Raw genomic sequence first — 12,174 nt, 5'->3', positions numbered from 1 at the left:
TTGGCCAGGCTGTCGTAAGGGCGGCGTGGCGTGAGAACAGGTTTGGCTGGCGGTGTGTCAGTCATGGGTAGTACGACAGGGAAAGTGAACAAAGCACATCGTGAAGAACTCCGGCATACGCCACCCCCGCTCAATCGCCCGCGCCCGTACGGGAGCCCTGGCTGCCTGCGCACTGGTGTCCCTCGCGGCGCTCACCGGCTGCGGCGGCTCCGACAGCGGTGACTCCGCGGCCACCGATGTCTCTCCGTCGGCGTCCGCTGCGGGGGCCGCCGCTGCCGCCTCCGCCGCCAAGCCGCTGAGCAGCGCCGAGTTGGAGACGGCGGCGCTGGTGAAGGCGGATCTGACCGGTTACGAGGTGACCACCCCCGACAAGGCTGAGAACACTGCCGCGGATGCGGTGAAGGTGAGCGGGGAGGAATGCGTGCCGTTGGGGCGTGCGCTGGCCGGGGCCGCGGTGGGGGAGCCGGCGGCGACCGTTCACCGGCGGCTGACCAGTACTCCCTCCGCAGAGGCGCCATTGGACATCAACACCGGCGTGGTGACCCTCGCCTCCTACGCGAGCGCCGACGAGGCCACCGCCGCGTTGAAGTCCGTCGCCGACGCGGTCACCGCCTGCGCGGGCGGCTTCCAGTGGACTGCCGACGGCGAGCAGCTGGACGCGAGCAAGGTCACCAAGGACACCGCGCCGAAGGCAGGTGAAGAAGCGGTCGCGTTCACCGCCGTCACCCCGGTCGACGGCAACGACACCCCCTGGAAGGTCGTCGTCTTCCGCGACGGCGCCACCCTCGCCCACTTCACGGTGGCCAACGTGGCCGCCATGACCTCCGGCGGGGACTTCACCTTCCCGACAGACCTCGTGACCGCCCAGGCCGACAAGCTGCTCTGAGCTGCTCACACCCCGTACGGGTCGGCGCACCCGGAGACCGGCCTGGCAATGGCGTGCACCATGACACTCCCGGGCGCATCGGATGTGCGCCTCCTCTAAAGGAGGGGGTTTCTCGCCTGGCCAGGGCCGTGATGACGTAGACAGTCTCGTGGCTACGCTGCCGGTTCTGCCAGGACGAGGAACTCTCCCAGGTCGCTGAAGCACTGACCGAAGACGAGCCCTCCACCAGGCAGGCAGGGAAACCCGCATCGCAGGACAGATGCTGACGTGGCGTCACGACTACGTCCGCGGTTACTGTGCTGCTCCCGGCGGAGCTGCCTCGGCCGCCTCGCTCACGTCGTTGGTAGTGGGCCCGCCTCGGATGATCAGCCCGGCACCGGCAGGCTGGGCTGGGAGTCGGTGCGCGGTGGCCGGGTGATGGATGGGGGGCCGTCGGGTGGGGCGTGCGGGGTCGCTCAGTCGGTGGCTTTCGGGTGTCCGGTGCCCGCGTAGGTGATCCAGGCGGTGCGGTTGGCGTCGTCCAGCAGGTACCAGATGCGTCCGCCGCCGGTGACCTCGTACTGCCAGCGTTCGAGGGTGTGGCCTTTGAAAGTGCTGGTCCCGAGCTTGCCTTTGAGGCGGTGTTGGCGGTCGGGGTTGTCCAGGGCGCGTGGGGTGGCACGGATTTTCTCGAAGGCGCGGCGCAGGTTGCCCGCCGCGTGGTGGGAGAGGTGTACCCAGCCGTCGGCGGCTTCGGTGTTGGCGAAGCGGATGTCGTACTCGTCGCCGATCGGAGGTGGCGCGGCCCGGTCTCCGCGTTTGGGGCTCACTCGCTCACCTGGGGCATGGGGACGGGGCCGAGGTCGCCTTCCGGTTCGCGGGTGAGGATGGCCAACAGGGCGGGGTCCGCGTAGATCTCCGCGCTGTGGCGCCACTGGGTCAGCAGGAGCGCGATCGGGGCGAGGTTGTCCAGGGCCACCGCGCCGCGTGCCGTGTCCACCAGCTCTGTGAGGAGCGTGTTCACATCCTCGGCGGGCAGGAAGGTGCTCCACGGCAGGGCCTCGGGCAGGGCTTGGCGCAGCGCCTCGATGTTCTCGGTGCGGACCAACCCGGCGAGCAGACGTGAGGTGAAGTCCACAACTGTGGCGTCCCGCTCCATCTGTTCGACCCGCATCAGGGCGAGGTCCCCGGCGTCGCGCCGCCGCAGCCGCAGCGCGCGGACGGTGTCGAGCCTCCGCGTGGTCGCGGCCGGGTGATGGAGAAGTTCACTGAAAGACACGTCCTCGTAGCCCTCGGTCATGACATCCACAGTAGCTTGGACATCGGTCAAGCGATAGAGGAAAGCGTGGCTACCCTCGCCTCCTACGCGAGCGCCGACGAGGCCACCGTCGCGTTGAAGTCCGTCGCCGACGATGATCCGTTCGGCGGGGATTACGTTGACGTGCGGTGGCTCAGGTGCGGGCCGGGGCGGTCGTATGTGTCGGGCGGGAAGTAGTGGGAGAAGTGGGAGCGAGGAGAGGGATCATGCGAAGACGTGCTGTGCGGCGTTGTGGGGTTGCGGCGGCCGGAGTGTTGGCGGTGGCGTTGCTGACAGGGTGCTCGGGGTCCGGGAGTGACCCCGACAGTGGTGACGCGGGGTCGGTTGCCTCCGCGGAGGCGTCGGCTTCAGTGGCGGCGGCCCCGGGTGCGAGCGCGGGGGCGGCCCTCTCCGCGGAAGGGCTGGAAGCCGTCGCGCTTGCGGAGGGGCAGGCAGTGGCCGGGGGGACGGTGACCGCGCAGGTGTCGGACCTGGACTTCCCCAATGCCGGGACGGTGGTCGCGAACAACGCGGTGTGCACGCCGCTGGCGACGGTGCAGGCCGGGTCGGTGCTGGGGGCGCCGGCGTCGGTGGTGCGGCGGATGTGGATCGGGCCGCAGGAGACGTCCGAGGCGGATCTGGGGGCGGACCCCTCGGACGAGGAGCTGGCGGCCGTGGCGCTGGATGCGACGACTTCCTTCGTTTCGCTGGCCTCGTACGAGCAGGAGGCGGCGGCAAAGGCGGTGATGGCCGGCATCGGCCAGGCGGTCAAGGAGTGCGCGTCGGGGTTCGAGTACACCGTGGCGGGCGAGGACCCGGTGGATACCGTCAAGGCTGAGAAGACGGAAGCGCCGGCCGGTACCGACGGTGCGGACGAGGTGATCGCGGCGACCCTGACCGTCGCGTTCGACGGGGCGAGTGGGCCGGTGGAGGTGGTCGTGGTTCGGGACGGCGGCACGATCGGCTACTTCCCCGCCACGAATCTGGCCTCCCAGGCCACCGGGGAGGCCTTTAACCTGCCCGCCGCCCTGGTCCAGGCTCAACTCGCCCGGCTTGGCAAGGTGGATTGAGCGCGGCACGAAGAACGAAGGGCGAAGCCGATGCGGGCAGTGGTGTTCGAGCGGTACGGGGAGCCGGCCGAGGTGCGTGAGGTGGCGGATCCGGCGCCCGCGGAGCACGGGGTCGTGGTGCGGGTCGAGGCCACCGGGCTGTGCCGGAGCGACTGGCACGGCTGGATGGGCCATGACCCGGACATCACGCTGCCGCACGTACCGGGTCACGAACTCGCCGGAGTCGTCGAAGCCGTGGGCGCCCGCGTCACCGGCTGGCACCCCGGTGACCGGGTCACCGTGCCGTTCGTGTGCGCCTGCGGAAGCTGTCCCTCCTGCGCCGCGGGAGACCAGCAGGTGTGCGAGCGCCAGACCCAGCCGGGGTTCACCCACTGGGGCTCCTTCGCGCAGTACGTGGCCCTGGAGCACGCCGACGTGAACCTGGTCGCGGTGCCGGAGGAGTTGTCGTACGCGACGGCGGCCTCGCTGGGTTGCCGGTTCGCCACCGCCTACCGGGCGGTGGTCGCGCAGGGCCGGGTGGCCGCGGGGGAGTGGGTCGCCGTACACGGCTGCGGGGGCGTCGGTCTGTCCGCGGTGATGATCGCGGCGGCCGCCGGGGCGCGGGTCGTCGCCGTCGACGTATCGCCCCGCGCGCTGGACCTGGCGCGGAAGTTCGGGGCGGCGGAGGCCCTCGACGCGTCGGGGGTGGCGGACACGGCGGAGGCGGTACGTGAACTCACCGGCGGCGGCGCCCACTTGTCACTGGACGCCCTCGGGTCCCCGGTCACCTGCTCGGCCTCGGTAAACGGTCTGCGCCGCCGAGGCCGCCACGTCCAGGTTGGGCTGCTGCCCATGGCCCCCGAGATCCCCATGTCCCGTGTGATCGGCCTCGAACTCGAACTCCTCGGCAGCCACGGGATGGCGGCGCACGCCTACCCCCGGATGCTGGAGCTGGTCCGGGCCGGCGTACTCCGCCCCGACCTCCTGGTCACCTCCACCATCCCGCTGGACGCGGCACCGGCCGCGCTGGCGGCGATGGGGACGGCGCCGGGGGCGGGCGTCACGGTCATCGAACCGTGGAGCTGAGCGCCCGGCACACAGAAGACCGCGCCCCGCACACGCCTGTGCCCCGCACACGCCTGTGCCCCGCACACGCCTGTGCCCCGCACACGCCTGTGCCCCGCACACTGGCGGGGCACAGGGGAGGAAAGGGTCAGAGGTCTCTACGGCCGCGGTTTCCCGGCCGGGAGGCGACCCAGGCCCGGACGGTGTCCGCGTACCAGTAGGGCTTGCCGCTCTCCACGTGGTCGGGCGGGGGGAGCATCCCGTGCTTGCGGTACGACCTCACGGTGTCCGGCTGCACCTTGATGTGCGCCGCGATCTCCTTGTACGACCAAAGCCTGCGGTCGGTCATGAGTGGCACCTCCCTGAGCGTGCCGCGGCGGCGGCCGGGGGCGGCCGTCGGGGGAGCCGGGCACTGCGCTGGCGATCAACAAAGCCTGTGCCCGGTGAACGACACAGAGTGAGCGGCGGGAAGTGCCTGTGGACCGGGTGTGACCCAAGACCCGCGTACACGTGACATGTGTGACGGGAAGGGGTCATTTGTGACACGAGCGACGCAATTGGCAGATGGCTACCGGAAAGCCGGGTGGGCCCGCCGAGCCCCGAGCGCTCGGCGGACCCACCCCGCGACGCCGCCCAACAGGGACCTACGCCCCGCAGGACCTCAGGAACGCCCGCGTCCGCTGCGCGATCGGCAGCGGCTTGTCCGGCGGACACGGGTACATGTCCTGCTCGACGATCGCGAAGAGGTCGACGTCCAGCTTCTGCGCGGCGGCCAGGACGGGCTCGAGCGCCGGTACCCCGGAGGGCGGTTCGCACATCACGCCACGGGCCACGGCCGGACCGAACGGCACCTCGTCCGCCCGCACCTCGGCCAGGATCAGCGGATCCACCTGCTTGAGATGCAGATACCCGATGCGCTCCCCGTACGTCTCGATGAGCTTGACGCTGTCGCCGCCGCAGTACGCGTAGTGCCCGGTGTCCAGGCACAGCGACACCAGCGAGGAATCCGTCGCGTCGAGGAAACGGGTGACGTTCTCCTCGCTGTCGATGTGCGTGTCGGCATGCGGGTGGACGACGATCCGCAGCCCGTACCGCTCACGCACCTCGTGTGCCAGCCGCTCGGTCTGAGCGGTCAGATCGCGCCATTGTGCGGGCGTCAGGGTGCTGTCCTCCAGCACGTCGCCCGTCTTGTCGTCCCGCCAGAACGCGGGGATGACCACCAGGTGCTCGGCGCCCATCGCCTGGGTGAGCGCCGCGATGTCCGAGACGTGCGCCCAGGTGGACTCCCACACGTCGGGGCCACGATGCAGTCCGGTGAAGACCGTGCCCGCGGAGACGGTGAGCCCGCGCTCGGCGGTCTCGGCCTTCAGAACGGCCGGATCGGTGGGGAGATAGCCGTACGGGCCCAGCTCGATCCACTCGTAGCCGGACCCGGAGACCTCGTCGAGGAAACGCTGCCAGGGGACCTGCTGAGGGTCGTCCGGGAACCAGACGCCCCAGGAGTCGGGAGCCGAACCGATCCGGATACGGGACAGTGAGGACGGAGGCGATGCCTCCGGTGACAACGACGTCATGGGCGTCAGCTTCGGACGGCGCAAAGGACGTGTCAATACCTCGTCCGAATGTCTGGACAAAACATTGACAGGGCTCCCCGGACCCGACTAGACCTTTGGGTGCAGCCGAAGGGAAGGGAACTCGATGGCGTACGACCTGATCACCATGGGGCGGATCGGCGTGGACCTCTACCCGTTGCAGACGGGGGTCCCGCTGGCGCGGGTGACCACGTTCGGGAAGTTCCTCGGCGGGTCGGCGACGAACGTCGCGGTGGCCGCGGCCCGGCTCGGGCGGCGTACCGCGGTGATCACACGCACGGGCGACGACCCCTTCGGTGCCTACCTCCACGAGGCGCTGCGCGACTTCGGCGTCGACGACCGCTGGGTCACGCCGGTTGCCGGCCTGCCCACCCCGGTCACGTTCTGCGAGGTCTTCCCGCCGGACGACTTCCCGCTGTACTTCTACCGGCAGCCCAAGGCCCCCGACCTGGAGATCGACGCCCATGAGCTGGACCTCGACGCCGTTCACGAGGCCCGCATCTTCTGGATGACGGGCACCGGCCTGAGCGAGGAGCCCAGCCGCACGGCGACGCTCGCGGCGCTGGCCCACCGGGCCAAGGCCGGTACGACGGTCTTCGACCTCGACTGGCGCCCCATGTTCTGGAAAGACACAGCCTGGACGGACCCCGACTCCGCCCGCACCTTCTACGCCGAGGCCCTGCGCCACACCACCGTCGCCGTCGGCAACATCGACGAGGTCGAGATCGCCACCGGTGAGCGCGAACCGCATGCCGCCGCCCGCGCCCTGCTGGACGCCGGCGTCGAGCTCGCCGTCGTCAAGCAGGGCCCCAAGGGTGTCCTCGCGGTCCACCGCGACGGCACCTCCGCCGAGGTCCCGCCCCTCCCGGTGACCGTCCTGAACGGTCTCGGCGCAGGCGACGCCTTCGGCGGCTCCCTCTGCCACGGCCTGCTCGCCGGCTGGGACCTGGAGCGGATCATGCGGTACGCCAACGCCGCGGGCGCCATCGTCGCGTCCCGCCTGGAGTGCTCCTCCGCGATGCCGACCCCGCACGAGGTCGAGGCCGCGCTCACGGCGGGAGCGGTGCTGTGAGGGCCGGCCAGGTCGGGGGCGCGAGACACGAAGGCGGCGACCCGGCCGCGCACGAAGCCGGCACCCCCGCGCCGTACAGCCGAGTCGACGTCGCCGAACTCGTCCGCACCCGCGCCCGCCACCCCGAAGCCATCGCGGAGGCCGCCGCCCGGCGGATCCGCCGCCCCCTCGTCAAGGACAGCGGCCGTCTGATGATCGTCGCCGCGGACCACCCGGCCCGCGGAGCCCTCGCCGTCGGTGACCGCAAGTTCGCGATGGCGAGCCGTGCCGGTCTCCTGGAGCGGCTCTGCATCGCGCTGTCCCGCCCGGGAGTCGACGGCGTCCTCGCCACCGCCGACATACTCGACGACCTGCTCCTGCTCGGCGCCCTGGACCACAAGGTCGTGCTCGGGTCGATGAACCGGGGCGGACTGGCCGGCGCCTCCTTCGAGTTGGACGACCGGTTCACCGGGCACCGCCCGCAGGACATCGAGCGGCTCGGCTTCGACGCGGGCAAGCTGCTGCTGCGCATCGACTACGACGACCCGGGCTCGCTGCGCACCCTGGAATCCACCGCCCGTGTCATCGACGAGATGGCGCAGCGGCAACTCCCGGTGTTCGTCGAGCCGTTCCTCTGCCGTCGCCGCGCGGACGGCACCCTCCGAAACGATCTCAGCGCCGAGGCGGTCACCAAGTCCATCGCCATCGCGAGCGGCCTCGGCGGCAGTTCGGCGTACACCTGGCTGAAGGTCCCCGTCACCGAGAACCCCGACGACATGGCCCGCGTCATGGAGACGTCCACGCTGCCCGCCGTGCTCCTAGGCGGCGAGGTCGGCGAGGACCAGGAGGGCGCGTACGAGAAGTGGCGCGGCGCGCTTCAACTGCCCACTGTCCAGGGCCTGGTGGTCGGCCGTTCGCTGCTCTACCCGGCGGACGGCGATGTGACCGCGGCCGTGGACACCGCCGTCGGACTGTTGTGAGGACCCGATGACCAGCAACGGCTTGTACGTCCCCAAGGGCGCCTCCGCGGGCGCACAGTACGTCCTCGACATCGATCCCAAGCGGGCCGGCTGGACCCACAGCAGCCTGCGCGTCGTGGAGCTCGGCCCCGGTGGCACGCACACCTTCACCACCGGTGACAGCGAGTGGATCGTGCTGCCGCTCAGCGGCGGCTGCACGGTGGACATCGAGGACCTGCACTTCGAAATCCTGGGCAGGGACAGTGTGTTCAGCGGGGTCAGCGACTTCGCGTACCTGCCCCGCGACGCCCGGGCACAGATCGCCTCCGGCGCGGGAGGCCGCTTCGCCCTGGCAGGAGCGAAGTGCGAGCGCCTACTCCCCGCCCGCTACGGCCCCGCGCCGGAGGTACCCGTCGAAGAGCGCGGCAGCGGCAACTGCGCCCGCCAGGTGCGCAATTTCGCCGCTGCCGACGCCTTCGAGTGCGACAGGCTCATCGCCGTCGAGGTCATCACGCCCGGCGGCAACTGGTCCTCGTATCCGCCCCACAAGCACGACGAACACCGGCCGGGCCTGGAGTCGGAGCTCGAAGAGATCTACTACTTCGAGATCGAAGGACCGAACGGATTCGGCTATCAGCGCGTATTCCCTTCGCACGAGGGCGGATCCGACGTCCTCGCCGAGGTCCGTACCGGCGATGCCGTCCTCGTCCCCGACGGATGGCACGGCCCGTCCATCGCCCAGCCCGGCCACGCGATGTACTACCTGAACGTGATGGCGGGACCGGGGGAGGGGCGGGAGTGGCGGATCTGCTTCCACCCAGAGCACACCGAGGGGTACCAATGACGGATCCGAAGGCAAAGGTGCCGACGGCGACGAAGGCGTCGAGGACGCCGGACGCGACGACCAGGCTGACGGTCGCCCAGGCGCTGGTGCGGTTCCTGGCCGCGCAGTACACGGAACGGGACGGCGAGCGGCGCCGGTTGATCGGCGCCACCTGGGGGATCTTCGGCCACGGCAACGTCGCCGGGCTCGGCCAGGCGCTCGTCGAGTACGCGGACGAGATGCCGTACCACCAGGGCCGTAACGAACAGTCCATGGTGCACGCGGCGGTCGGCTTCGCGCGCCAGTCCAACCGGCTCGCCACACACGCCGTCACCACCTCCATCGGCCCCGGTGCCACGAACCTGGTGACCGGCGCCGCCCTCGCGACGATCAACCACCTCCCGGTGCTGCTCCTCCCCGGCGACACCTTCGCGACCCGCCCCGCCGATCCGGTCCTCCAGCAGCTCGAAGTCCCCTACGCGGGCGATGTGTCGGTCAACGACTGTCTGCGCCCGGTGTCGAGGTACTTCGACCGGATCACCCGCCCCGAGGCCCTGATCCCCGCCGCCCTCCAGGCGATGCGGGTGCTCACCGACCCCGTCGAGACGGGCGCGGTGACGCTCGCGCTGCCGCAGGACGTGCAGGCGGAGGCGTACGACTGGCCCGAGGAGTTCTTCGCGGAGCGGACCTGGACCGTGCGCCGCCCGGCGGCCGACGCCTCCGAACTGGCCACCGCCGTACGGGCGATCCGCGAGGCCCGCCGCCCCCTCATCGTCGCGGGCGGCGGCGTCCACCACAGCCGCGCCGAGGAGGCGCTCGCCGAACTCGCCGCCGCCACCCGCATTCCCGTCGCCTCCACGCAGGCCGGCAAGGGGTCGCTGCGCTTCGACCACCCGCAGGACGTCGGCGGCATCGGCCACACCGGCACGGCGACCGCCTGCGAACTCGCCCGCACCGCCGACCTGGTGATCGGCGTCGGCACCCGCTACACCGACTTCACCACCGCTTCCGGCACCCTCTTCGCCGGTACGGGTGTCCGCTTCCTGAACCTCAACATCGCGCCGTACGACGGTCACAAGCTCTCCGGGATCCCGCTGATCGCCGACGCGCGCGCCGGACTCGAAGCCCTCACCGAGGCGTTGCTGCTGCACAAGCACCGCACCGAGCCGGCGTACGCCACCGAGTACAGCGACGACAAGGAGCGCTGGGAGTACCGGGTCGACGCGGCCTACGAGGCCGAGGACATCGACATCCGGCCCACCCAGCCACAAGTCCTCGGTGTCCTCGACGAGTTGGTCACCGAGGACGACATCCTGATCAACGCGGCCGGTTCGCTCCCCGGCGACCTGCACAAGCTGTGGCGGGCGCGGTCGCGGGACCAGTACCACGTCGAGTACGGCTACTCCTGCATGGGCTACGAGATCCCGGCCGCGATCGGCGTACGGATGGCGGCGCCCGACCGCCCCGTCTGGGCGCTGGTCGGCGACGGCACGTACCTCATGATGCCGACCGAGATCGTCACGGCCGTGCAGGAGGGCATCGCGATCAAGGTCCTCATCCTGCAGAACCACGGGTACGCCTCCATCGGCGGCCTCTCGGAGTCGGTGGGCGGCGAGCGGTACGGCACCGCGTACCGCTACCGGGCCGAGGACCGCACCTACACGGGGGCACCGCTGCCGGTGGATCTCGCCGCCAACGCGGCCAGCCTGGGGATGCGCGTCCTGCGCGCGAAAACCGTCCGTGACCTGCGCGCCGCCCTCGCCGAGGCACGGAGCGCCGACACTCCCACTTGTGTCTACGTGGAGACCGAAACGGCAGACACAGTGTCGGGCGCGCCTCCGGCCCAAGCCTGGTGGGATGTACCTGTGGCCGAGACCGCGACGCGATCGTCGGCGGTCAAGGCGCGCGAGGAGTACGAAAGGCACGTCGCCGCCCGACGCCGCCATCTGTGAAGGAGTTCTTGGCCATGACGAAGACTGTCAACCACTGGATCGGTGGCAAGGCTGTCGAGGGTGCGTCGGGTACGTACGGGCCGGTCACCGACCCGGCGACCGGCGCCGTGACCACCCAGGTCGCCTTCGCGACCGTCGACGAGGTGGACGCCGCCGTCGCCGCCGCGAAGGACGCCTACGCGACCTGGGGCCAGTCCTCGCTGGCCAGGCGGACGACGATCCTGTTCAGGTTCCGCGCGCTGCTGGATGCCAACCGTGACGCGATCGCCGAGCTGATCACCGCCGAGCACGGCAAGGTCCACTCGGACGCGCTCGGCGAGGTGGCGCGCGGCCTGGAGATCGTCGACCTGGCCTGCGGGATCACCGTGCAGCTCAAGGGCGAGCTGTCGACCGAGGTGGCGTCGAGGGTCGACGTGGCCTCGATCCGGCAGCCGCTGGGCGTGGTCGCGGGCATCACGCCGTTCAACTTCCCGGCCATGGTGCCGATGTGGATGTTCCCGCTCGCCATCGCCTGCGGCAACACCTTCGTGCTGAAGCCGTCGGAGAAGGACCCGTCGCCCGCGATGAAGATCGCCGAGCTGCTCGCGGAGGCCGGTCTGCCCGACGGCGTCTTCAACGTCGTACACGGTGACAAGGTGGCCGTCGACCGCCTCCTGGAGCACCCGGACGTCAAGGCCGTCTCCTTCGTCGGCTCGACCCCGATCGCCCGCTACATCCACACCACCGCCGCGGCCAACCACAAGCGCGTGCAGGCCCTGGGCGGCGCCAAGAACCACATGCTGGTCCTCCCGGACGCCGACCTGGACGCGGCGGCGGACGCGGCCGTGTCCGCGGCCTACGGCTCGGCGGGCGAGCGCTGCATGGCCATCTCGGCCGTGGTCGCGGTCGGTGCGATCGGCGACGAGCTGGTCCAGAAGATCCGCGAGCGCGCCGAGAAGATCAAGATCGGCCCCGGCAACGACCCGGCCTCCGAGATGGGCCCGCTGATCACGGCCGCCCACCGCGACAAGGTCGCCTCGTACGTGACGGGCGCGGCGGCCCAGGGCTCCGAGGTCGTCCTCGACGGCACGGGTCACACGGTGGAGGGCTTCGAGGACGGCCACTGGATCGGCCTCTCGCTGCTCGACCGGGTGCCGGTCACCTCGGACGCGTACAAGGACGAGATCTTCGGCCCGGTGCTGTGCGTGCTGCGCGTGGAGACGTACGAGGAGGGCGTCGCCCTCATCAACGCCTCGCCGTTCGGCAACGGCACCGCGATCTTCACCCGGGACGGCGGCGCGGCCCGGCGCTTCCAACTGGAGGTCGAGGCGGGCATGGTCGGCGTGAATGTGCCGATCCCGGTCCCCGTCGGCTACCACTCCTTCGGTGGCTGGAAGGACTCCCTCTTCGGCGACCACCACATCTACGGCAACGACGGCACGCACTTCTACACCCGCGGCAAGGTCGTCACCACCCGCTGGCCGGACCCCTCCGAGGCCCCGACCGGCGTGGACCTGGGCTTCCCGCGCAACCACTGAAACG

The 12,174-nt window shown here is 70.8% G+C and carries 13 protein-coding genes; 9 read left to right on the top strand and 4 right to left on the bottom strand.

What is annotated here, in order from left to right:
• Positions 1-100: 100 nt before the first annotated feature.
• Positions 101-886, top strand: coding sequence for a hypothetical protein (locus ACFYPC_RS13370; protein ID WP_388674552.1), 786 nt, complete (start codon positions 101-103; stop codon positions 884-886).
• A 455-nt stretch (positions 887-1,341) separates the two neighbouring features.
• Here ACFYPC_RS13370 and ACFYPC_RS13365 read toward each other — a convergent pair whose 3' ends face one another.
• Positions 1,342-1,695 carry a hypothetical protein gene (locus ACFYPC_RS13365; protein WP_388674550.1) on the bottom strand — a complete coding sequence of 118 codons (354 nt, stop codon included), beginning with the start codon at positions 1,693-1,695 and terminating at the stop codon, positions 1,342-1,344.
• Positions 1,692-2,165 (bottom strand): hypothetical protein, encoded by a 474-nt coding sequence (locus tag ACFYPC_RS13360; protein ID WP_388674548.1) that lies wholly within the window; start codon positions 2,163-2,165, stop codon positions 1,692-1,694. The genes ACFYPC_RS13365 and ACFYPC_RS13360 overlap by 4 nt, the downstream gene beginning before the upstream one ends.
• A 45-nt stretch (positions 2,166-2,210) precedes the next feature.
• Between ACFYPC_RS13360 and ACFYPC_RS13355 the strand changes: the two genes are divergently transcribed.
• The 3 genes from ACFYPC_RS13355 (at position 2,211) to ACFYPC_RS13345 (ending at position 4,297) form a co-directional block, all read left to right on the top strand.
• Entirely contained in the window at positions 2,211-2,360 is a 150-nt protein-coding gene (locus tag ACFYPC_RS13355) for a hypothetical protein (RefSeq protein ID WP_388674546.1), read from the top strand.
• 272 nt (positions 2,361-2,632) lie between these two features.
• Positions 2,633-3,232 carry a hypothetical protein gene (locus ACFYPC_RS13350; RefSeq protein WP_388674544.1) on the top strand — a complete coding sequence of 200 codons (600 nt, stop codon included), beginning with the start codon at positions 2,633-2,635 and terminating at the stop codon, positions 3,230-3,232.
• A 30-nt stretch (positions 3,233-3,262) separates the two neighbouring features.
• Complete coding sequence (locus ACFYPC_RS13345; RefSeq protein WP_388674542.1) at positions 3,263-4,297, top strand: zinc-dependent alcohol dehydrogenase family protein; 1,035 nt, start codon at positions 3,263-3,265, stop codon at positions 4,295-4,297.
• A gap of 127 nt (positions 4,298-4,424) precedes the next feature.
• Here the strand turns inward: ACFYPC_RS13345 and ACFYPC_RS13340 are convergent, their stop codons facing one another.
• Positions 4,425-4,625, bottom strand: coding sequence for a helix-turn-helix transcriptional regulator (locus ACFYPC_RS13340; protein WP_388674540.1), 201 nt, complete (start codon positions 4,623-4,625; stop codon positions 4,425-4,427).
• Positions 4,626-4,920: 295 nt separating this feature from the next.
• A complete protein-coding gene (locus ACFYPC_RS13335) occupies positions 4,921-5,850 on the bottom strand; it encodes a sugar phosphate isomerase/epimerase family protein (protein WP_388674538.1) in 930 nt (309 codons plus the stop codon).
• 124 nt (positions 5,851-5,974) lie between these two features.
• Here ACFYPC_RS13335 and iolC point away from each other — a divergent pair, with 124 nt between their 5' ends.
• The 5 genes from iolC to mmsA are packed head-to-tail and all read left to right on the top strand — an operon-like array spanning position 5,975 to position 12,170.
• Positions 5,975-6,940 (top strand): 5-dehydro-2-deoxygluconokinase, encoded by a 966-nt coding sequence (gene iolC, locus ACFYPC_RS13330; RefSeq protein ID WP_388674536.1) that lies wholly within the window; start codon positions 5,975-5,977, stop codon positions 6,938-6,940.
• Entirely contained in the window at positions 6,937-7,899 is a 963-nt protein-coding gene (locus ACFYPC_RS13325) for a deoxyribose-phosphate aldolase (RefSeq protein ID WP_388674534.1), read from the top strand. Before iolC ends, ACFYPC_RS13325 begins: the two co-directional genes overlap by 4 nt.
• 7 nt (positions 7,900-7,906) lie before the next feature.
• Positions 7,907-8,722 carry a 5-deoxy-glucuronate isomerase gene (iolB, locus tag ACFYPC_RS13320; protein ID WP_388674532.1) on the top strand — a complete coding sequence of 272 codons (816 nt, stop codon included), beginning with the start codon at positions 7,907-7,909 and terminating at the stop codon, positions 8,720-8,722.
• Positions 8,719-10,653: a 3D-(3,5/4)-trihydroxycyclohexane-1,2-dione acylhydrolase (decyclizing) gene (iolD, locus tag ACFYPC_RS13315; protein ID WP_388674530.1), complete on the top strand. Its 1,935-nt coding sequence runs from the start codon at positions 8,719-8,721 to the stop codon at positions 10,651-10,653. Before iolB ends, iolD begins: the two co-directional genes overlap by 4 nt.
• A gap of 14 nt (positions 10,654-10,667) precedes the next feature.
• Positions 10,668-12,170, top strand: coding sequence for a CoA-acylating methylmalonate-semialdehyde dehydrogenase (mmsA, locus tag ACFYPC_RS13310; RefSeq protein ID WP_388674528.1), 1,503 nt, complete (start codon positions 10,668-10,670; stop codon positions 12,168-12,170).
• The last annotated feature ends 4 nt before the right edge of the window (positions 12,171-12,174 follow it).

This window comes from Streptomyces sp. NPDC005808 (assembly GCF_042871385.1).
Taxonomy (GTDB): Bacteria; Actinomycetota; Actinomycetes; order Streptomycetales; family Streptomycetaceae; genus Streptomyces.
Note: the sequence above shows the minus strand (reverse complement) of the source record. Positions and strands in the feature narration are given on the sequence as shown.

Coding starts and splice junctions, on each gene's coding strand:
- ACFYPC_RS13360 (WP_388674548.1), bottom strand. CDS start 2,165: ATGACCGAGGGCTACGAGGACGTGTCTTTCAGTGAACTTCTCCATCAC.
- ACFYPC_RS13345 (WP_388674542.1), top strand. CDS start 3,263: ATGCGGGCAGTGGTGTTCGAGCGGTACGGGGAGCCGGCCGAGGTGCGT.
- ACFYPC_RS13340 (WP_388674540.1), bottom strand. CDS start 4,625: ATGACCGACCGCAGGCTTTGGTCGTACAAGGAGATCGCGGCGCACATC.
- ACFYPC_RS13335 (WP_388674538.1), bottom strand. CDS start 5,850: ATGACGTCGTTGTCACCGGAGGCATCGCCTCCGTCCTCACTGTCCCGT.
- iolC (WP_388674536.1), top strand. CDS start 5,975: ATGGCGTACGACCTGATCACCATGGGGCGGATCGGCGTGGACCTCTAC.
- iolB (WP_388674532.1), top strand. CDS start 7,907: ATGACCAGCAACGGCTTGTACGTCCCCAAGGGCGCCTCCGCGGGCGCA.
- iolD (WP_388674530.1), top strand. CDS start 8,719: ATGACGGATCCGAAGGCAAAGGTGCCGACGGCGACGAAGGCGTCGAGG.
- mmsA (WP_388674528.1), top strand. CDS start 10,668: ATGACGAAGACTGTCAACCACTGGATCGGTGGCAAGGCTGTCGAGGGT.